32 protein-coding genes and 1 tRNA gene are annotated in these 23,588 nt (G+C 45.5%); 30 read left to right on the top strand and 3 right to left on the bottom strand.

From position 1 onward, the window contains the following. Positions 1-90: 90 nt before the first annotated feature. From ACQY3M_RS00980 to nrdD, 25 genes are all read left to right on the top strand, one after another. Complete coding sequence (locus ACQY3M_RS00980; RefSeq protein WP_428065362.1) at positions 91-786, top strand: hypothetical protein; 696 nt, start codon at positions 91-93, stop codon at positions 784-786. Positions 787-789: 3 nt separating this feature from the next. Continuing rightward, a complete protein-coding gene (locus ACQY3M_RS00975; RefSeq protein ID WP_428065360.1) occupies positions 790-1,215 on the top strand; it encodes a hypothetical protein in 426 nt (141 codons plus the stop codon). 4 nt (positions 1,216-1,219) lie between these two features. Further along, on the top strand, positions 1,220-1,381 hold the full coding sequence (locus tag ACQY3M_RS00970) for a hypothetical protein (protein WP_428065359.1): 162 nt from the start codon (positions 1,220-1,222) through the stop codon (positions 1,379-1,381). Continuing rightward, positions 1,368-2,216, top strand: a complete 849-nt coding sequence (locus tag ACQY3M_RS00965; RefSeq protein WP_428065357.1) for a hypothetical protein — start codon at positions 1,368-1,370, stop codon at positions 2,214-2,216. Before ACQY3M_RS00970 ends, ACQY3M_RS00965 begins: the two co-directional genes overlap by 14 nt. A gap of 8 nt (positions 2,217-2,224) precedes the next feature. Further along, complete coding sequence (locus tag ACQY3M_RS00960; RefSeq protein ID WP_428065355.1) at positions 2,225-2,500, top strand: hypothetical protein; 276 nt, start codon at positions 2,225-2,227, stop codon at positions 2,498-2,500. Then, positions 2,500-2,976 (top strand): hypothetical protein, encoded by a 477-nt coding sequence (locus ACQY3M_RS00955; protein WP_428065353.1) that lies wholly within the window; start codon positions 2,500-2,502, stop codon positions 2,974-2,976. Before ACQY3M_RS00960 ends, ACQY3M_RS00955 begins: the two co-directional genes overlap by 1 nt. Next, positions 2,969-3,394, top strand: coding sequence for a hypothetical protein (locus ACQY3M_RS00950; protein ID WP_428065351.1), 426 nt, complete (start codon positions 2,969-2,971; stop codon positions 3,392-3,394). The genes ACQY3M_RS00955 and ACQY3M_RS00950 overlap by 8 nt, the downstream gene beginning before the upstream one ends. After that, positions 3,391-4,326: a hypothetical protein gene (locus ACQY3M_RS00945; protein ID WP_428065349.1), complete on the top strand. Its 936-nt coding sequence runs from the start codon at positions 3,391-3,393 to the stop codon at positions 4,324-4,326. The genes ACQY3M_RS00950 and ACQY3M_RS00945 overlap by 4 nt, the downstream gene beginning before the upstream one ends. After that, positions 4,327-4,755, top strand: a complete 429-nt coding sequence (locus ACQY3M_RS00940) for a hypothetical protein (protein ID WP_428065347.1) — start codon at positions 4,327-4,329, stop codon at positions 4,753-4,755. Next, a complete protein-coding gene (locus ACQY3M_RS00935; RefSeq protein WP_428065345.1) occupies positions 4,745-5,137 on the top strand; it encodes a hypothetical protein in 393 nt (130 codons plus the stop codon). The genes ACQY3M_RS00940 and ACQY3M_RS00935 overlap by 11 nt, the downstream gene beginning before the upstream one ends. Before the next feature lie 81 nt (positions 5,138-5,218). Next, entirely contained in the window at positions 5,219-6,343 is a 1,125-nt protein-coding gene (locus ACQY3M_RS00930; protein ID WP_428065343.1) for a hypothetical protein, read from the top strand. Next, complete coding sequence (locus ACQY3M_RS00925) at positions 6,343-6,975, top strand: hypothetical protein (protein ID WP_428065341.1); 633 nt, start codon at positions 6,343-6,345, stop codon at positions 6,973-6,975. Before ACQY3M_RS00930 ends, ACQY3M_RS00925 begins: the two co-directional genes overlap by 1 nt. Continuing rightward, on the top strand, positions 6,975-7,232 hold the full coding sequence (locus ACQY3M_RS00920) for a hypothetical protein (RefSeq protein WP_428065339.1): 258 nt from the start codon (positions 6,975-6,977) through the stop codon (positions 7,230-7,232). Before ACQY3M_RS00925 ends, ACQY3M_RS00920 begins: the two co-directional genes overlap by 1 nt. Beyond that, positions 7,222-7,668, top strand: a complete 447-nt coding sequence (locus ACQY3M_RS00915; RefSeq protein ID WP_428065337.1) for a hypothetical protein — start codon at positions 7,222-7,224, stop codon at positions 7,666-7,668. The genes ACQY3M_RS00920 and ACQY3M_RS00915 overlap by 11 nt, the downstream gene beginning before the upstream one ends. Then, positions 7,655-7,981 carry a hypothetical protein gene (locus ACQY3M_RS00910; protein WP_428065335.1) on the top strand — a complete coding sequence of 109 codons (327 nt, stop codon included), beginning with the start codon at positions 7,655-7,657 and terminating at the stop codon, positions 7,979-7,981. The genes ACQY3M_RS00915 and ACQY3M_RS00910 overlap by 14 nt, the downstream gene beginning before the upstream one ends. Continuing rightward, positions 7,978-8,286: a hypothetical protein gene (locus ACQY3M_RS00905; protein ID WP_428065333.1), complete on the top strand. Its 309-nt coding sequence runs from the start codon at positions 7,978-7,980 to the stop codon at positions 8,284-8,286. Before ACQY3M_RS00910 ends, ACQY3M_RS00905 begins: the two co-directional genes overlap by 4 nt. 3 nt (positions 8,287-8,289) lie before the next feature. After that, positions 8,290-9,099: a hypothetical protein gene (locus ACQY3M_RS00900; RefSeq protein WP_428065331.1), complete on the top strand. Its 810-nt coding sequence runs from the start codon at positions 8,290-8,292 to the stop codon at positions 9,097-9,099. Continuing rightward, a complete protein-coding gene (locus ACQY3M_RS00895; protein WP_428065329.1) occupies positions 9,096-9,632 on the top strand; it encodes a hypothetical protein in 537 nt (178 codons plus the stop codon). The genes ACQY3M_RS00900 and ACQY3M_RS00895 overlap by 4 nt, the downstream gene beginning before the upstream one ends. Then, entirely contained in the window at positions 9,632-10,489 is an 858-nt protein-coding gene (locus tag ACQY3M_RS00890; protein ID WP_428065327.1) for a hypothetical protein, read from the top strand. The genes ACQY3M_RS00895 and ACQY3M_RS00890 overlap by 1 nt, the downstream gene beginning before the upstream one ends. Position 10,490: 1 nt before the next feature. After that, complete coding sequence (locus tag ACQY3M_RS00885; RefSeq protein WP_428065325.1) at positions 10,491-12,056, top strand: hypothetical protein; 1,566 nt, start codon at positions 10,491-10,493, stop codon at positions 12,054-12,056. Beyond that, a complete protein-coding gene (locus ACQY3M_RS00880) occupies positions 12,053-12,319 on the top strand; it encodes a hypothetical protein (protein ID WP_428065323.1) in 267 nt (88 codons plus the stop codon). The genes ACQY3M_RS00885 and ACQY3M_RS00880 overlap by 4 nt, the downstream gene beginning before the upstream one ends. Next, positions 12,312-12,746, top strand: coding sequence for a glycoside hydrolase family protein (locus tag ACQY3M_RS00875; RefSeq protein ID WP_428065321.1), 435 nt, complete (start codon positions 12,312-12,314; stop codon positions 12,744-12,746). The genes ACQY3M_RS00880 and ACQY3M_RS00875 overlap by 8 nt, the downstream gene beginning before the upstream one ends. Further along, positions 12,743-13,054 carry a hypothetical protein gene (locus ACQY3M_RS00870; protein ID WP_428065319.1) on the top strand — a complete coding sequence of 104 codons (312 nt, stop codon included), beginning with the start codon at positions 12,743-12,745 and terminating at the stop codon, positions 13,052-13,054. The genes ACQY3M_RS00875 and ACQY3M_RS00870 overlap by 4 nt, the downstream gene beginning before the upstream one ends. Continuing rightward, positions 13,038-13,556 (top strand): hypothetical protein, encoded by a 519-nt coding sequence (locus ACQY3M_RS00865; protein WP_428065317.1) that lies wholly within the window; start codon positions 13,038-13,040, stop codon positions 13,554-13,556. Before ACQY3M_RS00870 ends, ACQY3M_RS00865 begins: the two co-directional genes overlap by 17 nt. Before the next feature lie 26 nt (positions 13,557-13,582). After that, the gene (nrdD, locus tag ACQY3M_RS00860) at positions 13,583-13,807 is read left to right on the top strand and encodes an anaerobic ribonucleoside-triphosphate reductase (protein WP_428065315.1); all 225 of its coding nucleotides are present in this window, start codon (positions 13,583-13,585) and stop codon (positions 13,805-13,807) included. 68 nt (positions 13,808-13,875) lie between these two features. Here the strand turns inward: nrdD and ACQY3M_RS00855 are convergent. From ACQY3M_RS00855 to ACQY3M_RS00845, 3 genes are all read right to left on the bottom strand, one after another. Continuing rightward, positions 13,876-13,947: transfer RNA gene (locus ACQY3M_RS00855), tRNA-Asn, on the bottom strand. Positions 13,948-14,134: 187 nt separating this feature from the next. Beyond that, on the bottom strand, positions 14,135-15,211 hold the full coding sequence (locus ACQY3M_RS00850) for an NAD(P)H-dependent amine dehydrogenase family protein (RefSeq protein WP_428065313.1): 1,077 nt from the start codon (positions 15,209-15,211) through the stop codon (positions 14,135-14,137). Between the two features lie 134 nt (positions 15,212-15,345). Further along, the gene (locus ACQY3M_RS00845; protein WP_428065311.1) at positions 15,346-16,446 is read right to left on the bottom strand and encodes a linear amide C-N hydrolase; all 1,101 of its coding nucleotides are present in this window, start codon (positions 16,444-16,446) and stop codon (positions 15,346-15,348) included. Between the two features lie 206 nt (positions 16,447-16,652). On the opposite strand from ACQY3M_RS00845, the gene ACQY3M_RS00840 reads away from it, so the two are divergent. The 5 genes from ACQY3M_RS00840 to ACQY3M_RS00820 all read left to right on the top strand — a co-directional run bounded on the left by ACQY3M_RS00840 (position 16,653) and on the right by ACQY3M_RS00820 (position 23,492). Then, positions 16,653-17,102 (top strand): type IV pilin protein, encoded by a 450-nt coding sequence (locus ACQY3M_RS00840; protein WP_428065309.1) that lies wholly within the window; start codon positions 16,653-16,655, stop codon positions 17,100-17,102. A gap of 167 nt (positions 17,103-17,269) precedes the next feature. Beyond that, the gene (locus ACQY3M_RS00835) at positions 17,270-17,917 is read left to right on the top strand and encodes a CerR family C-terminal domain-containing protein (protein ID WP_428065307.1); all 648 of its coding nucleotides are present in this window, start codon (positions 17,270-17,272) and stop codon (positions 17,915-17,917) included. Continuing rightward, positions 17,914-19,251, top strand: a complete 1,338-nt coding sequence (locus ACQY3M_RS00830) for a TolC family protein (RefSeq protein ID WP_428065305.1) — start codon at positions 17,914-17,916, stop codon at positions 19,249-19,251. Before ACQY3M_RS00835 ends, ACQY3M_RS00830 begins: the two co-directional genes overlap by 4 nt. Before the next feature lies 1 nt (position 19,252). Next, positions 19,253-20,356, top strand: coding sequence for an efflux RND transporter periplasmic adaptor subunit (locus tag ACQY3M_RS00825; protein WP_428065303.1), 1,104 nt, complete (start codon positions 19,253-19,255; stop codon positions 20,354-20,356). 13 nt (positions 20,357-20,369) lie between these two features. Then, positions 20,370-23,492, top strand: a complete 3,123-nt coding sequence (locus ACQY3M_RS00820) for an efflux RND transporter permease subunit (RefSeq protein ID WP_428065301.1) — start codon at positions 20,370-20,372, stop codon at positions 23,490-23,492. Positions 23,493-23,588 lie beyond the last annotated feature (96 nt).

Here is a 23,588-nt window from a genome sequence, read left to right as displayed (position 1 = left end):
TCTGCCGTAACCTAGGTCTGATATAGATAGTATAGCTAAAAAACAATGAAATTTCAACGGATTTTAAATTAAATCAATAAGGAGCAGAAAATGAAAAGACTTTTAAGGATATGGCAGGACAGGGTTCTGATGGATAAGGACGGAGATCCCGCACCGGGCGGAGGAGGAAGCCCCGCACCTAATAATGATGTCGCCGAACAAATTGCCGCATTAAAAGCGGAAATAGCGGCCCTTAAAAAAGGCGGCGCGGAGCCCGCACCCGTCCCCAGCGATGTGGATAAAGTCCGTAAAGATTTGCAGGATAAAGCCGCTAAAGAGGCCGCCGTAAACAGAATGCAGGAGGCTATACGCTTTAATTTGTCCGCCGGGAAATTCGTGGAAGAAAACGGCCAATATATAGGGGAATTGTCCAAAGGTTTATTTAAAGAGTTGGATTCCAAACCTTTTTCGGACGAAGAGAAGAAGGCCTCCGCGGTCAAGAAGGGGCTTATGGATTATTTCTTCAGTCTGCAGGAGAATATAGACGCCGCTCCCGAGGAATTAAAAGGCAGAATTATGACCTATAAAGCCCTCGCCGACGATGAGAAGGAAAAGCAGTCCGTAAAATATTGGGATTGCCTTACCTTGACGGTAAATCAAAAGAAAATGTCCGCACAGATAGAGGCGGCCAAACGCGCCAACGGCGGCGCCAAACCATTTGAAGAGGGAGATGACTCCCGCAAACAATACAATGACCGGGTTTTTGCTTTAAAAAGCCATTACCTCGGCGCGAAACAAGGAGAATAAAAAATGAGTAAAAGATTAGCTACGCCTTACACCAGAGGCAAAAGCGACGTAATTGATAATGCCGCCCCTTACAACGGTACACCGGTTGCCGAAGGTTTGGCGGTTTGCAAGCATAGCGACGGCTCGATAAAGGCCGTATCTTCCGCCGCGGATATAGTGGTGGGAGTTGCGGCTGTGGCCGAACACAAAAGACAGTCTTTCGTAAGATGCGGGCTTGAGGTATATGTCCTCTTGGCCGAAGACGCCCAACCGCAGAAAGGTGCGGCCGTATACGTGGACGCGCAAGGTAAGTTCACCGAGAAGGCCCAAACCCAAGAGACGGATAATATCGCGGTTAATGCTGTTTTCGCCTCGGAAAAGGAAACTTGCCTTAACAGCAAAGGCGAAAATTCTTTTGCCGCGGCGATAGACTTCCCGGGCGGACTGTAAGACTATGGGCAAAAAAGCCAATAAGGAGCGTCAGAACGACGTTTGCGAGAATATGACCTTGCCGGCGGCAAACAGCGAAAGCGAGACCGTCAAAGCCCCTAAAATAAAAAAAGGGCTTCGCAAATTATTAAAGTTTAAAGGAGCTAAAAACAATGTCAAGCGATAATATTTCGGCTGTTCCCACAAGAGAACAGTTAATGCAAAGCGTAATTTTGGATTATGCGCCGTTTTATACCGTTTTTCAAGGCGAGCTTAATGCGGCAAAAATAGAGAATGTTAAGTTTACCACGATCCGCGGAGACGACGAAATCGTGGCCAAAGCGATGAATGCCCAAGATACGGAGCGCGCCCACGTAAAAAGCGGAGCCTACTCCAAATATTACGCGAAGTTTTTTAAAGGCGTCCAATACGCCGAGAATATAAGGCAGGCAAATTCCGCTTTGCCCACTATTAACAACAAAATTATCAAGGCCTTTCACAAACAGCTGGATTTGGAAATATGGAACGGCGTGGACAATAACGGCGTTTTGATTTCTAACGACCCGAACCATATTTTAAATACGGCCGCGTCTTTGCCTGCGACTATAAACGGCAATAACGGTGTGGACGCCCTTGTTTCTTTGGTTAGCGATTTAAAAACGCAGGTGGAGAATACTTCTTCCTCTTCCAAGTTTAACTTGGCGTTTTATGGCAAAGATTTAAAAAAGTATTTGCTTAAAACCTTGAGCAACGGCACGACTTACGGCAAAATACTGCGCGATTCACTAAGTAGCGGGATTGGCTTTTTGGACGTGCCTTCCAACTTGGCCGCAAACAGCAACGGTATCGTAGTAATTTGCCCCGATATCGTGAAGCTGCAATACACGCTCTTGCCGCAGGTTGAGGCAAGCGGCGAAGATCAGAGAAACAATGAAGTGTGGGTTAACTATATTTACGGAACCGCTATGGTCGACGTAAAAGAAAAAGGCGGCATAATAGCCCAACCGGTAAATATAGCTTAGGATACGCCATGAGAGAAGAGCTCGATAATATTTTGGGAGCGATAAGCGCGCCTTACCTTACCGCAAACGAGTGGTGCGAGGCCGCGCTTACGCTTAACGGCGGAACTACGGATAAGGATAAGTATCGGGCTCTTTTCTCGGTACTTTATGCGCGCGGGGGGCAAGGAACGGATATTGAGAACTTACACGCTTATTTTGCCGCCCGCGGGCTTAGCAAGGCCGATTTGAGCCAAAAGCAGAGAGAGGGGTTTAGCAATATTTTTATAGGGGGGCCTTTAGACTGATGTTTAGCGTGGAAATGTTAAAAATCAAGGACGAAATCAACAAAAAACTTGAAGGCTATACCCTTGAAGTCGGCGTGCTTGCGGATATTCCTGCCAAATTCGCGAGAAAAGAGCAAAAGCCTTTTCACGGCGGAGTCGCAAATAAAAAAGGGAAGGACAGTCCCGTACCCTTAAGGGCGGTTTTGGAAAAATTGGACGCAATATACAATATACTGCTTGGACCTTGGGCTAAACGAGATAATATGGAAGTGGCTCTGACGGTAAGGGAAATGATTGCGGATATGAATAAAACAAGCGCGGATAAACAGCGCTTTCTTAACGCGGCGCAGGCCGTAGTGAGAAAACCAATCTTGAGAGGCGAATACGGCGATAACAGCCCCCAGACGCAGGCCGTAAAAGGTTTTAACCGTTTGCTCATAAATACCGGCACGCTGTTTGAAAATTTAGAAACGAGGCTTGCGAAGAAAAATGTTTAAAAAGGCCTTGGAACGCGACCTTAAAGCGATTTTTAAAACAAAGAAAATAGTATTCCAGCGGATTGAAAACGCACTGGAGCAAAATATTCTTTATGTCGAAATTTCTTCGGCAAAGACGACGGTGCGCCGCGGCGCGGAGTTTGCCACGGTAAGAGGGAGGATAGGGATTGCGGGGCCGCTTGCCGGTAATCCTTTTGGATTTTTCCATAAAAAATTGGAAGACGCGCCCAATGCTTTGGAGAAGAGATTCCATTTCGGTAAAACGGAATGGCAGAGCGAGAATCTGCCCGGATGGGAGATAAAAACCCAAACAATTGATTTTATGTATTTTTACGCCAACGAATATTATCCCGTTAAGGGGTTTATAACGGGTATTAAGTGGATTTTTAATTATATAAAAGGAGCGATAAAACAATGAGAGACACTCTGTTGCAATATGTATTTAAAATAAATGTGCATACTCCGTCCGCAAGCCCGGATACTTCCTATATCCGCAATATTTTGGCCGTGGTCAAACCTTTGAGCGAAGATACACCAGCCCAAATAACCCGCTGTATCAGCGAGGCCGAGATATCCGCCTTGACCAATAATCAAGAGGCGGCTCAAATGATAAAAGGGGGTAAAAGTTATGTATATGTTTTGCCCACGCAAACACTGGATATAGCGGATATTTTGGATAAGGCTGATTACAGATTCTTTACCATATTTGCAGGTTCGGAGTTTGACGACGAAGATTGGGCGGGGAAAAACTTCGGCTCTTTTGACGGCGTATTGGCCCGTGCTTTTAGCGACAGGGAGCAAGCCAAGAAATTTTCGGCCGTAAAAAATCAATGCGGGTTTTTCGCAAATAAAGATAATGGCGGCAAGAACGCCGCTTTTGCCTTCGGCGCTTTGTTGGGCGGCGCGAAATGGAGTAATTGCCAATATATAGATATGCCGCTGTCCGACGGAGTGAAAGATATCGGAACTGCGGAAAGCCTCTTTGAAGATAGAGTAAGCTTCGTTTTAACTTCGCCGGAATACGCCAACTGCCTGGCCTTTTTTGCGGCCGGCAAACAGGCCATAACCGCGCCCTACATTACCGAGGAAATCCGCACCCGCCAGCAAGGCAAGGCCTTAAATTGGATAAGGACGAATAATCCGGATTATACCTTGGTGAACGCGAAATTGTTGGAAAAATGCCTTCAAAAGGAATTGGACGACAATTACGTTAATACCGGGCTTGTGGAAAGCGCCAAGATAAGCGTGGTTTTAAGCGGGGATAATTTCCTAGCGACGGGTAATATCGCCATAGCGGAACCTAAGGCCTTATGGCGCTTGCAGGGCAATTTGACTCAGGAGGCAAATTAAATGTTATTACAGTTAAGGAAGTGTGACTTTGGAATCATTTATAACGAAGTAAAATACGATTTCACGGAATATGTGGACGGCGTAACGATAGAGGATACCGAAAGTAAACATCTTGTGCGCGGCAGAACGGGGGTAAGCAAAAAAGGCCTTATATACAGCGAAAGTTTAAACACCCCGAAAAGAATAAGTGTATCTCTAGTGGGGCTGAGGAAAGATTTCTTTCCCGTATTTCGCAAGATATATGCCGAAGAAGACAGAGTGGAAGTTTACTGTATTGACCGTAAAACGGGCAATAACAGGGTATTTAAGGACGCCGTTTTGACCCAAGAACCTGAACAGCTGACGATGACCGACGGCGCGGAAGAAATGAATCTTACCCTTGTGTTTGAAAGCTTCGCGGTGGAGAACGGAGAGGATAATGACGATTAAACTGCTTCCTTTAACGGGTTTGAAATCGGTCCACGCTTTATGTGCGTTTAACGCTTTGCTTTTCGGCGTGCATTGTACGCCTGCGCACGCCGCAAAAAGCGAGGAGGAGTTCTATCGCTGGTTTGACGATTTAAAAAGGGAAGATAAGGAAAAGACGATTCGTTACGCCGTAGGCCTTTGCAAACTTGGCGAGGACGAAATGCTGGACCTTTTGGCCTTTGCCCAAGACCCTAACGGCCTTGCCTACGGCGCGGCCAACGCCGCCGGTTTAAAACCTGCGGAAATTGTGGATATAATAACCGCGGTCTGCCTTAAAATCAGCGATATTAAACTTAAAAGCGTAAGCGAGGAATTAAAAAAAAACTCCCTCCCCATAGCGTAGACATTATGGCGGAGGCTTACCGTTTGAAAAACGGATTTACTTTGGAAGAGGCGATAAATTTCGCCGTTTACAGGGCGGTATATGGCACAGGGTTCTTATTTGGCGTTAATTAAGTTTCAGGGCGATACTTCTTCCATGCAGAAAATGGAAAAGGATTTAAACGGACGTTTTACAAAAATCGCCAAAAGGTTTGGGCAGGGCTTGCAGAAAGCGGGGAAAATGCTTAAATTCGGCGCTTTCGCGGCGACGGCGGCCGGTATTATTTCGCAGATATTAAATCCCTTGCAAGAAATTAACACCGCTTTGGACGCCATATTGGCCAAAAGCGGCAACATTAAAGACCAAGCCGACGCAATGAATACTTCCGTAGGGTTGTATGCCGCTTTGCAAAGCGCGGCGGCCGCAAAGGGCGTGGACGAGGCGCAATTTAATCTGATGGGCAATAGGGTTATGGAGCTTATCGGACAGGCAAAAACGGGAGATAACGATTTGCTTAAAAATTACGCCAATGAAAGCGATATGGCGGTAGCTTTGTATAAAGTCGTTTCCGCGCTAAAACAAATGGGGCCGGGCGCGGAACGTACTCGAATGGCGAGTGAGATCTTCGGGCAAAGGGTAACGGGCCGTATGGCCGCTTTGCTTAATGACGGCTTTGACGAACCTTTAAAAAGAGTGCTGGACGGCTTAAATATCGCCGATTTGCAAAAGGCTATTTTGGGGCTTGATTCAAAAGGCGATTTACAGGACGTTTTGCGTCAAAGGCTTAATTTGCGGGATTTGATAAATAAGGACAAGGTTATTACGCCCGCCGCAATTTACAATCAAAACGATATGGAGAAGCAACGTCTCAACAGAGAAAACCTTCTCTTAAAACAATATAAGGATTTGGCGCAAATGAGCAACAGCATGGAAGAGCTTAAAAACGCAATTTTGCAATACGTTTTGCCGATTATGCCATTATTGGCCAAAGGCGTAAAATATTTCGTAGAGACTTTGGGGCCGATACTTCAAAACGCATGCTGGGTCGTATCCGAAACGGCAGATATCGTAAAGTTGATCGCGGGGAAAATAGGGATATCTTTTGCGAAAACGCCTTCTGTGCAAAGAGATATTATCAACACGGGTAATCCGCAAAAGGCGCCTAAAGGCCTTGCCGCTTGGAAAGAAAATACCCAAAAGGAACGTTACGGCGGAGGGGGCAAATAATGCTTAACAGCTTATATCCGGTACTGCTTTTTTACACAATATCCACGGAGAAAGACGGGAAAAGAGACTTCTTGCCGCCAATACCCATATATCTTGACGAAGACTTGACGCAAATATCCGTGGAGAGCGAAAGCGAAAGTTTGCAAATAGCTACGGAGAGTTTGGCGGATATAGATAAGGAAAACGGGCTTGAAATTGTGCAAAAAGGGATTAGCCAAACCGTCATATTGGATTTGGCGGCGCGGGAAGATTCGCCCGCTTTGAGCAAAATACTGCCCTTGCTTAAAATGATTGCGGTAAACGTGATAGGGCAGAACAACTATAAAGTGGCCTATTTTCACAAAGATATCCTTATTTTTGACGCGAAACTTCTCGGCTACGACAAAAGGCCGGAAAGCGGCACGAATTTGATTAAACTTTCCATAACTTTGGAAATAAAGCCCGACGAAGAAAAAGAAAAAACGGATAAGGATTCGGTTACCCCGTTGCCGTATTCCTCTCAAAATCCGTATGACGCGATAGGCGCAGACGGCGAAGAATTGAAAAAAGTTACCTTGATACCCGCCGAGCAAGGAGGGGCTGGTGTGGATATTTATTTCCCGAAAGTGGTGCAGAGGGAGGCTTCTTTATAATGTGGAAATTTTTTAAATTGTTAAACGTAAAATTTTTGGAAGAAACCCTCACGCCCGACTATGCGGCCGTATATGATTTGGGAAAATACGGGAAGAAAGAAATCCGTTTTATAAAGGCGCAAAAGGCTTATTTGCTGATTTGGGAAGGATATTTGTTTTGCCCCGGCCTTAACGGCGTTAATCCGATAATAAAAGGGGATAGGCTCGCGGCTTTGGATTCTAAAGGGGATATTTGGATAGGTCGTTATGAAAATTAACTGCGATCACGGCTATTATAAATTTTACACTTCTTCTACGGCGGATTTGTTCCGTTTCCGTGCCGCGTTTGGCGTAGAGCTTTGCCCTAAGCAGGATTATTTTACTTTTGAGGAATTATCCTCGTTGGAGCCTTTTTCTTTTAAAAATCAGCCCTTTGGCAATTTGACCGCCAAAGCCAGTATTTGCGCCGATTACGGAGATTTGTTTAAAGCAAACGGTTTTGTTTTTGATTTGGGAGGCAAAAAGCTCGCATTCTCCGAAGATATAAAAACGGAGCTCAAAAGTTACCGTTCTTGGAGCGGAAGTTTAAACCTGAGAGGATTGCCGCAGGCGGGCGGGATAATAAAGGGCAAGAAATTATTAAGTTTTAGCGGTATTTTTGACGAAAGTTTTAAGATTTGCGAGATATATGGGGAGGAATATGGATCGCTGTAATATTTTTAATGCCGATTGTAAAAGCGGAATTGTTTATGTAAACGGTAAGGTTGTAGACGGCGTGGAAATAGCCTCGCAAGGTCAGGCCGCCAGCAAAGGGTTTATGTTCTTAAACGGCGAGAAGAAGGTATATTTTGCCGTGCCGATAGAAAGCTTAAAAGAAATTTTAGACTTGCTAAGAGAATTGTCCGGTATAGTTTCCAGCGGAGTATTGCCCAAGAACGGCGGCGGAGACATTACAGCGCCCGATTTTGCCGCAGCTATGGCCGCTTTATCGGAAAAGGCAAAGGCATTGAAGGAGGCTCTTCAATGAAAGATATAACCGAATTTAAAGGCAAAGATTTGGAAGTGGTGAATGTGCAAACGCATAGAGCCTATAATCTTTTTACCACTCAACTTGGCGCGCTTTATTACGCCAAAGAGTGGGGGATAGATTTGGAATTTTTCCTCAATCCGGATTTTAAAGTTCAAAACTCCAGCTTCGAAAGTTATTTATCGCAAAAGCTTGCGACATGGGGCTTTAATGTCGCCGATTTTAAAACAATAAAAGAGAATTTTAGAAATATTTACGACTTCGTTTTTTCCAACGAAGATATAAAAACTATGATAAGAGGTTGATTTATGGCATATTCAGAAGGCGGATATATACCAGCTGATTTTGAGGATATTTTAAGCAGGATTATCGTCCGCGTTAACGAGGAGTTTGGCACGGACTATACGAGGCAGACATTTATTGGAACCAATTTCTATAAATGTTTTTACCCTATAATACAAGAGTTGATTTCCGTTGAAGCGGACTTCGCTTTAGCTTATGCGAAATTGACCGATTATATACGCTCCACAAATGAAATGTTGGCCGTAAGCAAGACAGCCGAAGAGGCTTTGATATCTGTTTTCAAAAAAAATGGCTATACCGTCAGCCTTGAAAGAAACACCCTGCAGAATGCCGGTACGATAGGGCTATGTGTGGACGTAGACTCCGCCGCGCAAGATTATGCAGGCATAAAAGCGGATATTTTGGAACTTTTAAAAAATAATACCGTCGCGGGAATATCTTTTAAAGGCGCGGAAAGGGGATTTAGGACCTTGAGCAACGGGCAAGATATGGAATTTGCTTACGATCTGCCCAATAAAACCGATATATATTTAAAATTGACCATAACTCTTTCCAACGATACAAATATTTTGGTGGACTCCGAGGAAGAAATTAAAAATAAATTGATTGATAATATCGGGCAAATGTACGCGCTGGGGCGGAAGTTCGAACCTGCAAGATATTTCACGGTTTCGCGCGACGCTCCGTATGCCGCGGATGTTTTGCTTGAGTACAAAAAAGAGGGGGAAGAAACCTATTCTTCGCAAGTTTATCAAAGCAAATATACAGATTTGTTTGTCTTTGCCAAAAATCGTCTGGAGGTGATAATGCAATGAGCCATCAAAATTTTAACGGCGACAATTTGGAAATGAAATTCTGCGGGGCATTCGACGCGGTTTTTGACGACATCAAATCGGCCTTAACGCAATTTATTGAAAAATGTTATGGAGCAAAAGCCTTGGGGTATACCCTTTACGACAGCGGCGCCGCCGTTTTGGACGGAGTGGTTGCAAGAGATGTCTTTGCGGATTATTACGACGATATCTTTAGGCAATTCCCTTACGGCGGCACTTTTGAGAGCTATCTTTTTATACTTAAAAGGATTTTCGGCGAGCAAGCCGAAATAAGTTTTGAAATTTTAGCCTCGGCCGCTTTGAGAATCAATATAAAAAGCGATAAAAACGCTTTCTTTAAGTGGGTGGAGAGTATTCTTTCCGAAACGGGCATATCCGATGAAAATGGAAATGTTATTCATTTTCGCTGGGCTTTGGGCGATATGGATTATTATAAGGTGCGATCCGTCCTTAATATTTTTAAAAATCCGGGAGTATATTTGGAATTTAACATCATACTGAAGGAGGAAGAATAATGAGCGAAATAACAACAATATCCTCTCTGCCGGCGAAAACGGCGCTGTTAAGCAGTGACAGCCTTGCCGTTGACGACGGAGTTCATACCTATAAAATTAGCGGGGAGCAATTGCGGGAATTTTTAAAAATAAATTCCGCTCCTATCGGGACGGTATCGTTTAGTCAAAGCCGCAAAATTGAGGATAATCCCGGCAGGTTGCCGTTATTTAGCGGAGACACTATCGTTAATGCGGATAAAATATATCCAGATTTTTTTAATTGGCTAAAAGCCCATGGCGAGCTTTGCATTGCTCTTACCGCGTATGAAGATAGTTTGTCCAAATATGGCGAATGCCCATTTTACGTTATCAATACGGAAACAGGCTCTTTGCGACTACCTGTTTTAAAGAATTTTATTAAGGCCGCCACTCCGGAGGGGGGCATTAAAAGCGTTGCGGCGGGTTTGCCAAATATAACGGGCACGGTGCTTACTTTAAGCGGAAAAGGCGGCAGTGAAATGACGGGAGCTTTTTACGATACGGGCCGTAAAATAAACGGTAATGCCCATACCGATAATCAATCCGACCCGGTGGCAGGTTTTGACGCGTCGCGATCTAATGCGGTTTACGGCAATAGCGATACGGTAACGCCGGCGCACACAACTCTATATCCGTGGGTCAGCGTGGTAAATTATGCCGTCCCCGCAAGCGTTGCGCAAAATCAAGCGCTTTTGGATATTTTGCTTGATACTGGCGGAGTCTTGGGAAGGATTATCGCTTTGGAGCAGGAAATAGCCGCTTTAAAGGAAAATACGAAAATCGTCGCGGGCGATAATGTCACGATTGAGGAAATCTCACAGGGAACGGAGGATAAGTAATATGACTGAAGAATTAAACATTTTGGGAAAGACTTTAAAAATTTCGAGCTCGGGCGGCGGCGTGAGCGAAGATTTAAGCGGCGCTTTGATAGAGCTTTCCGCGACCGTTACCGCCGGCAAAAAACTGTTGGCGCAAAGCCTGCAAAATAAAGGCGTTGAAAATATCTCGCATACCGATAATCTTTCCCGTATGGCGCAAGCAGTTGACGCCTTGGACGGCGCCGGTAACGGGCTTGATCCCAAAATACCTTTGTTGATACTGCCAAAAAGCATAAATAATGCCATCGGCATTGACGATACCCAGCTTACCTCAACCAGCAGACAATGGCGCAAATTGCCGGGCAAGCCAAATATAATTTGGCGCAACTATAATGCCGGAATACGCCTTGCCGATACCCTAGGCAAAACATTTGACGGCACCGAACCCGTAGATTTGGATATACCTTTAAGCGCGGTAAGAACCGCTTTGGGCCTGGCGGCTTCCGAGCTTACTTTTTCAAGTTACCCTAAGTTTTTTTACGACGCGGCGACGACAAGTTTTATCTTGATAAGCAATGACCTAAAAGCCGTGAAAATCGCCATAACTTTTAACGATGTGTTGGCCCAAAGTACATGGTCGGCGCAGATTTTGCAAGACTCTTTGACATCGGCCGACGGCAACACGATGAGCGGCGGCTTGACCCTTATTGCTTATAATTCGCAAAAAAATAAAGCGATAGTTAATACGGCGTCGAATTTCTTTATAGTGGATTTGGCTTTGGGGACTTACAAAAAATTTGTTTGGCCCAAAACCTTAGATGCATACCGCACCCCGCCTATATTTTACGGCTATGAATATAATGGAATTTCAGCCTTTGCTTTTAAGCAGAGCGATACTTATAACGATACGACCCTTACGGTTTTCTTTATAGATTGGGACGCGCCGGAAGAGAGCGGATATATAGACGCGCCGGAAGCGTTTAACCCTCAAACGGGCTTTGTGTTTGATTACGAGAGCGGTAAAATACTTCTCAGCAATTTCGGCGAGTTTGATTTGAGCCAAAGAAAATATACTCCCGGTATCGCGCTGAACAGAAATATGTGCGGCGACGGTGACAGCGGCAGCGGCAGCAGGGACAGAACTTTCGCGCGGATAATTGCCGAAAACGGCGATATTTTACAACTTGACAGCTGGTGTGCTTTCAGCGTTTTTTCCCCGGAGAAAGAACAAAGACTTCTGCCGGGAGAAAAAAGCGGGCAAGTCGCAGGCTACAATTCGAGCTATGGCATGGGGACGCCGTGCGGACGTTTCAGCTATATGACACTCGGGCACCTGATTGGAATTAACAATAAACTTTGTTTTTGCGACGACGAAAAAATATATGAACCGATTATTGATTATACACGCTTTATTTGTTGGCCTTTGACGCGCAACGGCAAAACCGTATATTTAAAGCCAAGCGAAAAATTTACCTTCGACGAGTTTATGGCCGAAGACAGCCCTTTTCTAAGAGAGTCCGTCATTTTGCCCGTTGACATAAGCGAAGATAACGCGAGCGATTTGTCGGCCGAGGGGGGCGTAGAATGATGAAAGAGATTATGGAGTATCTGCCGTTAATAATGGCGCTTGTCACCATAGTCTTGGCGTGGGGGCAGATTAAAGGCGAAATAAAAGCGCTAAAAATCGCAGTGGAGGATTTACGCCGCGATGTTAAAGAAGACATCGGGCGATTGGAAAAGAAGCAGGATAAGTATAACCACCTTCAAGAACGTATGGCGAGGGTAGAGAACAGCACATCTTATCTGCACAAAAGAATAAGCGAGCTCCATTTCGGGAGGCATAATGATTGAAAAATTAACGGAAAGACTGCGGCAAAGCGAGGGACTATCCTTTGTCCCCTATAAATGCCCCGCGGGTTATTTGACCATCGGCTATGGGCATAATCTTGAGGCCAACGGCATTTCTTTAGAAGCGGCGGAACTGCTTTTAAGGCAGGATATAGAAATAGCGTTGAAGCAGGTCAAAAACGCTTTCGCTTGGTGTTCGCAACTTGATGAGGCTCGTATGAGCGTTTTGGTTGATATGTGTTTTAATATGGGGATTACTCGTCTTTGCGGTTTTAAAAAAATGCTCTCGGCGGTGGAAGCGGGGGATTATAAAACCGCCGCCAAAGAAATGCTCAATAGTAAATGGGCGCGCCAGGTAAAGGGCCGCGCTGTGGAACTTGGAAAAATTATGGAAACCGGAGAATGGTATCCGGAAGGAGCGAAAAAATGAACGTGTATGTATTATTATGCCTTGCGGCCGTGGCGGTGGTGGGGCTGATTGAGTGGGTCAAGAACCTGGTGGAAAAGTTTTTGACTGTGCCTGGCTGGGTGTGGTCGGTGGTCGTGCTGCTTGCCTCCATCGGCTGCGGTTTTTTGTCGGTTTACGGCGCCGATGTTACCGCGCACAACCCGCTGATGGCGGTATTATTGGGCCTGGCTATTTTGGCTTTGGCACAAATTGGATATGAAGCGATTAAGAAGGCCATTATCCACCGAGCCGAAAAAGCCCTGGGTATTGAGGGTGAAAAGGTTAATTAGCGTATTAGCCCTGCTGATTATAGCGGGGCTTTTGTTTTCAAACTGGTGGCGCGGGCGGCAGATAGATAAGCTGTCCGCGCAGACCGGAACGCTGTCTGACAAGCAAGCCGCGCGCGTGGAAATAAAGGATAATAAACTGACGGCCACGGTTCGGCAGGCGGACGGCACCGTCAAAACGGAAGTAAAGTACGTGCCGCCGGAAGGGCGTGCCGAGGTGCTGCAGCCTACGGACGGGCCTTCGGAAATCAGCATAAAACGGGCGGGGCTGACTTTTCGGCCCGCGGTGCATGGCCTTGTGGGAAAAGAGTTAAAAGCTGGATTGGGGGCTCGTTTGGCGTATTTTGACCGCTACGGCGCGGGTATCGGCCTGGACAGTGATTTTGAAGGATATCTGTTCGTTGACAGGCGGCTGGACGATTTGACAGGGCTCTTAAAGAATACAACGGTCGGCATATATGGTGGACGTGGGCGGATAGGGCTCTTGGTTGGAGTCTACTTTTAAATGGAAATATTGGCATAGGAGAAAAAATGACAAAACAAGAAATAAGAAGCAAAATTTCCGAACTTAAAGCCGCGAAGAAAGCGGTAAAGGGTACGAACTGCGAAGTATATTCCAGAGTGGTGGGCTATTTAAGGCCGGTACAGAACTGGAATAAAGGCAAGAAGGAAGAATTTACCCTCCGCAAGAATATAAAGCTTTCTTGGCGGAATGGGAAAAAGGAATTTAACTGCAATAAAAAAGAGGCTCACTAAATGAGCCTCTTTTCTAAAATATTCTCTAAGACAGCCACACTTTAAGCCACACCTTAGAGGTAAATCCACTCCTCGGATAGGACTCGAACCTATAACCTATCGGTTAACAGCCGATCGCTCCACCATTGAGCTACCGAGGACTACATAAATATTTTATTATAATTATCCGATTTTGTAAAGTTTTTTGTTTTTTTTAAATATTGTCTCGCCGTCGGATAATTTGTTTATATATTCATTATATCAATTATTTTCTATTTGGGGAAGATCCAAAATAAAAACGGCGCCCGTATTAAGAAATCCGGGCGCCGATAAAGTTTGAGCCCTCCTTTATTTTACATACTCGTTAAGCGGTTTGGTACGATAAACGGGATCGGGCATTTTGTCCGTAGTGATATAGCCCGGCTCCGCGTTGATGACGTCGGGCAGGCGGCCGACTATCGTTGCGCAAGTCAGCTCCACAGTGGCGGGACGGTTGACCGTTATTCTGGTGGAAGGTTCGCCTTCTATCGTCCAGTCGTTTTGATCAAACTCGTCGGGCGCGTATACTTTGCCGATACATTCCGTTTCCAAAACTATGCCTTCTTTGGTTTTTGTAGTTACGACGGCCGACATACCGGTAGCGTGTCCTGCGGGTATGGTCATATTCAAGGTAGAACTTTTAAGTTCAGCATTATGTGTTTGGGGTACTGTTTTCTGCGTTTGTTCCGTTATGGTGAGGCCGAGTTTCTCGCACATCCAGCCGTTTACGTTCCACATATACGAAGGCAGGAATGTGCCGTTTTCTATCATTTTATTGCGTTGTTCTTCGCTGATATTGTCAGAGGCGGATATTTCTTTTGCGAAAGTATCCAAATCCAGCCCCGCGCCGTGCGCTTTGGCCAGGGCTATGCCGTAATCCTCCACGTTATAGCTGGATTTGCCTTTTATTTTCTTTATTGTTTGAGTCGCTCCGGAAAGAGCTGTTATCAAATATCCCCAGAATACGTCTTGGTATCCGCTTCCGCAGAGCGTGCAGTTGTTTTGCTTTGCCAGTTCGTCTAATTCTTTTGTTAGTTTGGGGGAGGAATTCCAGGGGAAGAATGCTTCCTCACAGGTTGATATCGCGTTTACTCCGCTTTGTGCGCATACTTTGAAAGGCTCGTATAAATCGCTGAAGAGGCTTTGCGTGGTTATAATACAGATGTCGGGTTTGATTTCTTTTAGTATTTCGCCTGCTTTTTTCGCGTCGCTTACTTTGACGCCTTTCTTGCCGATGTCGGCTATCTCGCCGATATCTTTTCCGATAACTTCGGGGTTGATGTCGAAAGCGGCTACTATTTCGGCCCCTTTCTCATAGACGTAGCGCATGGAGTATACCGACATTTTCCCGCAGCCGTATTGGGCAACCCTCAATTTTCTTTCCATAAAGAACACCCTCCTTTACTGCTTTTTGGTTTACATAAAAAGTTTACGCCATTTTTCCCAAAAAACAAATATATAAAAAATATCCCCCGCAAAAAGGGGGGATATTTTAATAGATTTTCACAGTCGTTCTAACTTCAATTAAAGTATATTTCCTTAAATACCGGCTCAAGCTGGGTTTCCAGCGGGAATACCGTTTTTTGCGCGGTTTCAAAGTCTATTTTTTTCAAGTCTACTTTTCTTACCAGCGGGTTGTACATAGTGTTGTAGTAGAATTCTCTATCCGACAAATTGCTCAAAGCGGTCCATTGGGTTGCGCTGGGGATATTTGGTACTTTTTCGCCGGGCGCAAATTCCATTCCTATGGGTATCGTAAAACCTTTTAAGATCTGAAAAGCTTGCCTTATTCCCTTTTCGGCATTGGGCATTTTAGGTGCGGTGTTTATCGCGAAGAAAGCCCTTACGAAGCGGGAAGGCGGCGTATAATCACCGGGCAGCCCCAAAAGCGAAGATGTCGCCCCGAATGACTTTATCTGTATGCCGTTTGCCCCAAATCCTTTGGCTGTACCGGGTTTTAAGTTTACGTAATTATTAAGATTTGTCACCTGCCACGGGAATTGGGGGGAATTTGTCAGTACGCCGACTTTATTGTCATATACATTGACTTTTCCGCCGTCGGTTATTTCTATTACTATGCTCCCGCCCTGTGCATCGGTAACGCGCCAGTGCGCGGTAGGCAGAGGATTGCCGTTTTTGTCGTATCCTACGGGAACTACTATTATTTTATCAATATTTTTCTTAACTTCTTCCACGGTGGCGAAATTGCTCAAAATCCAAGTGGTGAGGTTCATGTCTATAAGCGATTTGGAATTTTTTCTCTTTTCGTATTTCGCCAAAGAACCGTACCCTGGGAAATAGAACATACCCGCATTGAGGCCGGCTTCGTTCATACCCTCGCCGATATAGGTATCATAAACCAGCGATATGCCGACAAAACCGTATTTTCCCGTCCATTTGTGTCCGTTTTGTTCCCCCAGAGAAGTATAAGCCTGGAATTTTACGCCGCTAGGCATAAGCACGAGATTGCTTTTAAGTTCATAAGCGCCCCATTCTATGCTTCTTGCGGAGAGGAACTTGCCGTCTTCGGTTTTAAGTTCTATGCCGGTGCAGGCCCAAAGGCTTTGCGGCATGATTAATGCGGCTATAAGCGCATAAGACAATAATTTATTTTTTATCATTGTAACCCCCTGTTACAAACTAAGACAAGTATAACTATATAAGCGGACAAATGCAAGAGTTACGGAATGTTAAAATTCATGCGGATAAGACAGCTGTATAAATATAAATTCAATTTGTTGATTTTTTACTATAAAGTATGTATGCTTAATAAATAGCACGGGTAATGCTGAAGATATAACTTTCTATTATTATAGGGATAGAATATATGTTGAATACAAAAGGGTTTACTTTAATAGAACTGTTGGTCGTGGTTCTGATAATAGGCATATTGGCCGCTGTGGCACTGCCGCAGTATTTTAAGGCGGTGGAGCGCTCCAAAGCGGGTGAAGCTCTTTCGCTAATAGGCAGTATCAGACAGGCGCAGGAACGCTATCGTTTCGGCACGCCTAACAATGTTTACAGCGACGACTACGCCGTATTGGATATTACTCTTAACAATATTGACGGTACTGCCGCGTCGGGTACGAGCTTAAGGACGAATAATTTTACGATAGTCCTTGGCGAAGACTCTGTGGTAGCCACTCGCGTAATAGGCGCTGGCGAGAGCTATGTTCTTTCTCAAAATTACATAACGGGCATAACGACGTGTACGGAAACGGGCGTATCGATATGCGATAATCTTAAAGTTTCAAAAGGCGGCGCGGGGGGAGATTAATTTGCTATTTTGAATTTTTGCCAAAATGCCCGGCCTGTATTTGGACGGGCATTTTTTGCGCCGCAGTTTGGGGAAAACTCGAGATAAAATCAATCGTTTGATTGATTTTATGCCGATTTTTTGTTATATTATTTTTGTCGGCCAAAAATGGAAAAATCGGTACGAGAATGAAAGATTCCAAAAATAAACTTTTGAAGACGGCTTTTGAACTGTTCGCGCTTAGAGGCATGGACGGTGTATCCACGCGAGAGATAGTACGCAAAGCAGGGGTAAACATTCACGCGATAAGCTATTATTTCGGCGGGAAAGAAGGCTTGTACGAGGCGGTTGTCGACTATGTTATCGACTTTATGAAAGCTGAAACCAAATCCGTCCTGCATTTTAAGGAGTATTCCGAGGGGATAGAAGATTTGACGGCGCCTCAGGCGGAGGAAAGGCTTTTGCGGGTATTGCGGGATTTTATAGATTTTGATTTTATGCCCAAAAATAAATATGTGGCGCTGTTTCTATTGCGGGAGAATTTTTATCCCAGCAAATACAACAAGCGCTTTCGCGAGAATATAATATCTCCTTCCAACGAGATAATATTAAAATGCGTAAGCAAGATAACGGGCCTGAAAGCGGACGACGCCAAAACGGCATTGCTTTCGCATATGATATTTGCGCCGACGATAGGTTTATGGCACGAGAAAGATAAATTTATGAAGATTTTATCCAAGAAAGAACCTGATGAATATATAATACAAACGGCCAAGGAATTGGTGGAGAGGAATACCAAAGCGATTTTAAACGAGTATAAAAAGGAGCGAAAATGAGGAAATACATAATTATTTCGGCCATGCTGATGTTATCGATAGGGGTAAACGGCTGGGATATCTTCGGAGTGTATAAGAACGAACCGCCGCAGGAGTGCAGCGGCGTGGATATAACCGCGGAAGACCTTACCTTGGAGGATTTAACCGCTGTGGCGATATGCAATAATCCCGCGTTAAGCGCGGATTATATGGCGTTAAAAGCCAAGGAAGCGGCCTTGGGCGCGGCGAAGTCGGGCTATTTGCCTAGTATAGAGGTCAACGGTGAAGGTTCTTTAAAGGGAGAGATGGAGGAAGATAAAGACTCAGTCCAAAACGAACCTTACTCCGCCGGGGTGGCTTTAAGCTGGCTTATATATGATTTCGGCGGGCGGTCTTCCAACATTAAGCTTAACAAAGCGTATTTGACCAGCGCCGAACACGCCTATGACGCTTCTTTGCAGGAAACAGTATTAAAGGTGCACAGCGCTTATCTTAGGGTATTGGGGGCGCAGGCTTCTTTGGAGAGTGCGCAGTCCACAATGAAGACCTACCGCAAATCTTTTGAGGAATCCTCCAAGCGTTATGAGCTTGGCATGGTATCTTTAGTGGACAAATTGCAGGCCAAAACCACTTATGAACAAAGCGTATTAAGCGTAACGGAAGCGGAAAACACTTTAAAACAGAACGAGGGCAATTTGGCTGTACTGCTGAATTTGCCGCCCGATACTCCGCTTAAGCTTAAAAAGATGTCTGCCGACGACGCTGTAATAGAATTAGAATCGGGCAACGATATAAAAGAGTTAATGAATTTTGCCTTAAAGAACCGCCCGGAAATCAAACAGAAACAAAGCGACGTTGACGCGGGTAAAGCGGGTATAACTTCGGCGCGTTCAAGCGGATTGCCCAGCCTTTCCGCGGTGGCGCAAGGCTCTTACGACGATAACTGGAAGCGCGATTTGCCCTATAAGCGGGGCAGCTCCGTGGGGCTTAAATTATCTTGGCCTATATTCAGCGGGTTCAATACGTCGTATTCCGTAAGCAAAGCCAAGTATGAATATGAGCAATCCAAGGAAAATTTGGAAGACACGAAGATAAGTGTTTTAAATGAAGTATGGTCTTATTATCAGAACTATAATACGGCGGTAAAATCCTATGAGATAAGCAAACAGATTCTCGCCACGGCGGAAGAAAACGAGCGCGTGGCGTTCCGTTATTACGAAGTCGGTAAGATAGACATACTCAATTTGCTTATGGCTAACTCGCAGTTGGCCGATGCGAGGCAAGGTCTTGTAAATGCGTTTTACGGGCTTTTGATAAGCAAAGCGGATTTATACAGAGCGATAGGGAGATTCTAAGATGAGCAAGAAGATAAAAAAGGACAATATAGTAGCCGCGGTACTTATATTGGCGGCTTTAGCTGGCGGATACTTTTTGGGGAAGGAATTTTCGCAGAAGAGCGCCGCGGTAATGCCGATGGGGCAAGGCGACGTATACGTAACGGTAAAGCGCGCGGAGAAAAAGAACATTGCGCCCGCCAAGAAGTATATAGCCCGAGTGGAAGCTATTAATGCGGTGGACATAAGACCGCAGGTTTCGGGGTATATAGAGGAAGTCCTTTTTGAGGACGGCTCTTTCGTAAAAGAGGGTGATACCTTATTTAGGATAGAGCAGCGCAAATATAAAGCTAATGTAGCCAGCGCGAAGGCTACGCTTTCGCAGGCGCAGAACGACTATGACAGGCAGTACTCTTTGTATAAAGACAAAATGTTGCCCGCGGCTGAATTGGAAGTGGCGCAAACGGCCTTGGAACAGGCCAAAGCTAATTTGGAATTGGCCTCGATAGATTTGGAACACAGCGAGATAAAGGCCCCAATATCGGGCAAGATAGGCAAGAGTTTGATAACCAAGGGTAATTATGTCGACAGCTCTACATCAAGTTTAGCGCGTATAGTGCAGATAAATCCGGTAAGGATAAGTTTCTCTTTGACGGATAAGGAACGTCTTGAAAGCTTGAAGTATATCGGCGAAGACGGTGAAAATAAAACCAATGTACAGTTTTTGCTCGCCAATGGCCAAATAATAGACGCCAAAACGCCCAAGATATATCAGGATAATGAAATGAACCCGGAAACGGCTACGATTTCAATGTATGCTGAATACGATAATCCCGATTGGCTTTTGGTGCCTGGCAATTTGATAACGATATTGGTATCTCCCTCCGGCTTGGAGGAGGCTTTACTGGTCCCGCAAGTGGCGGTGGCGCAGGATTCTAACGGCAAGTATGTAATGGTTGTTGATGATGATAACGTAGCGCAGCAAAGGTATGTCAGCTTGGGAGAGAGCTACGAAGACAATTATATTGTAAATTCCGGAATAGAACCGGGCGAGAAGATAGTAATATCGGGCGTGCAGAAGGTAAGCAACGGTCAATCCGTAAAGAGCACGATAGTCGCACAATAGAGAGGGGCGGATAATGTTTTCTAAATTTTTTATAGAAAGACCCCGTTTCGCGGTAGTAATATCGCTGATAATCAGTTTGGCGGGCATAATATGTTTGTGGACCTTGCCCGTGGCTTTATATCCGGAGATAACCCCGCCCGAGGTAAGGGTATCGGCGAGTTATCCCGGCGCGAGCGCGGACGTAGTGGCTACGACGATAGGTATCCCGTTGGAAGAAGAACTCAACGGCGTGGAAGACATGATTTATATGAGTTCCACCTCCTCCGACGGCCGTTATTCTTTGACCATCAGCTTTAAATCTGGTACGGACCCTGATATGGCGCAGGTTAAGGTGCAGAACCGTATTCAGCAGGCTACGGGGCAGCTTCCTACGGAAGTTACCAGAAGAGGAATGAGCGTAAGGAGAATGTCATCTGGCATGTTGGGCTTTGTGAGTTTTATGTCGCCCAACGGTACTTATGATACCAACTATATCAACGACTATCTTGAAAATAACGTAAAGAAAGCCTTGATAAAAGTAGACGGCGTAGGCGATGTCGGTATACACGGCGCTAAGAAGAGTATGCGCATTTGGCTTGACGCCGATAAGATAGCCTCTCTCAATTTGCCGGTATCCAGCATAAGGGCGGCGATAGAATCGCAGAACTATCAGCCGACTTTGGGCAAAATCGGTTCATACCCCAACGAGAGTGATGAGCAGTTGGTATATTCTCTGCAGACGCAGGGGCGTATAAACAATGTCGAGGATTTTAAGAACATAATCGTAAGGACGGACGAGCAGGGCGGATTGGTGCGCCTTGGCGATATCAGCAGGATAGAGATCGGTATGGAAAGTTACAGCGCGGCTTCCGAGTTTAACGGCAGTCCGGCGGTAACGATGTCCTTAAGTATGGTATCTGGGGCGAACGCTCTTACTACTATGGACGGCATTAAAGAGGAGCTTAAAAGGCTTTCTGCGTTTTTCCCGGACGATTTGGTCTACAATATCAATATGGATACAACTCTCTACATCAACGAGTCTATCAGCGAAGTGGTTTGGACTTTGATACTTACATTCGTATTGGTTGTGTTCGTATGTTATTTATTCCTGCAGGATTGGCGTTCCACATTGGTTCCTTCGGTGGCGATACCGGTATCTTTGCTTGGTACTTTTATAGTAATTAAGGTATTGGGCTATACGATAAATATGTTTACGCTGTTCGGTTTGGTATTGGCCATAGGCGTTGTGGTGGACGACGCTATCTGCGTGGTGGAACGTGCGGTACTGTTGATAACAAGGGAGAAAATGCCCCCTAAAGACGCCGCGATTCAAACGATGAAGGAAATATCAGGCCCGATAGTAGCGACCACTTTGGTATTGTTGGCGATATTCGTTCCGATAGGATTTTTGGGCGGCATAACGGGCAAGATATACCAACAATTCGCGGTAACCATATCTACGGCGGTGGTATTTTCGGCGATAAACGCGCTTACCCTTTCGCCTGCGATATGCGCGACTATGTTAAGGCCGCTTACTCCTACGACGTTCAAACCTTTGGTATGGTTTAACGCGATAGTGGCGGAAGCGTCCGTAAAATACCGCGCGGTGGTACGTATAATAGCCAGGAGCAGTATTTTTATAGCGGTAATATTCGTGATATTCGTCTTATTGGTATGGGGTACGCTAAAAGTAAGCCAGACGTCGTTTATCCCTGGCGAAGACCAAGGCGTGGTAATGCTCAACATACAGCTGCCGGAAGGCGCCTCTTTCAAGAGGACAAAAGCGATAGTTGACCAAGTTACTCCGATACTTAAAGCCGAGGAAGGCGTAAAAGGCGTAATGAGCGTAACAGGGCACAGTATGACCGGCGGCAGCGGCGAGAATATGGCTATGATAATAGTCAGCCTTAACGAGTGGAGCGAGCGCAAAAGCGACGAATTGTATTCCACCAATATCTTAAATAAACTTAAGGCGAAGGTGTCCAATATACCGGAGGCGGAATTCCAATTTATGGAAATGCCGGCTATACCGGGCTTAGGTTCGGCGGGCGGTATGGACTTGAAGATACAATCTTTAAACGATGCCGATTACAATAAGCTTGATACGGTAAAACAGAACTTCCTGGATGCTTTAAGGCGTAATCCGAATATATCTTTCGCGTTTTCCAACTTTACGGCTAAAACGCCGAACGTGTTTTTGGATATAGACAGGACGAAAGCGGAATCCATGAACGTGCCTTTGACCAATATCTTCTCCGCTTTGGAAAATTATCTGGGATCTGGCTACGTAAACGACATAAACTTCGGCACTCAGGTAAACAAAGTTATGATACAGTCCGACTGGAAGTACCGCCAGAATTTGACCAGTTTGGACAATTTATACGTACCCAATCAAAGCGGTATGATGGTGCCTTTGAGGGCTTTTGTAGACTTTAGGGATATACTTTCGCCCAGAATGATAACGCGTTACAACCAGTATCCTTCCGCTACGATAAACGCGACGCAGAAGAGCGACATAAGCTCGGGCCAGGCGATGGCCGCGGTGGAGGAATTGGCAAAGCAGGCTTTGCCTGAAGGTTACGCTTACGAGTGGTCTGGCATCAGCTATCAGGAAAAGCAGAACAGCGGGCAGATAGGATACTTGATTTGGCTGGCTATATTGTTTGCGTATTTGTTCTTGGTGGCGCAGTACGAAAGCTGGAGTATCCCTATGGCGGTGTTGATGTCGATAGTAGTGGCCTTGCTTGGCGGATTATTGGGCTTGATGGTAATGGGTTTATCGCTTAGCATATACGCCCAGCTGGGCTTGGTGCTGCTGATAGGTTTGGCCAGCAAAAACGCCATATTGATAGTGGAGTTCGCCAAAGAGGAACACGAGCGCGGCGCTTCGGTGGTGCAGTCCGCGTTGAAGGGCCTTTTTGAAAGGTTCCGCGCGGTACTTATGACGGCGTTTACGTTCATATTGGGCGTATTCCCGCTGATTATAGCTACGGGCGCGGGCGCGGCGAGCAGAAAAGCGATAGGCACGCCAGTGTTTTTCGGTATGCTTCTCGGCACGGTGTTGGGTTTGTTGATAATACCGCTATTCTATGTTTTGGTGCAGAATTTGGTTGAAATGACGGCGCGCGGCAAAAAGAAGGCCGCCGTCAAGCATTAACTAGGCGGGAACATTGATACAGTTATGCGGGGCTCCAATCGGGGCCCCGTTTTTTATTGGTTTTTATGTCGATAAAAACCTTTCAAAAAACGGATT

This window comes from Candidatus Proelusimicrobium volucris (assembly GCF_959605025.1).
Classification (GTDB): domain Bacteria; phylum Elusimicrobiota; class Elusimicrobia; order Elusimicrobiales; family Elusimicrobiaceae; genus Proelusimicrobium; species Proelusimicrobium volucris.
This window is presented reverse-complemented; position numbering and strand designations above follow the sequence as displayed.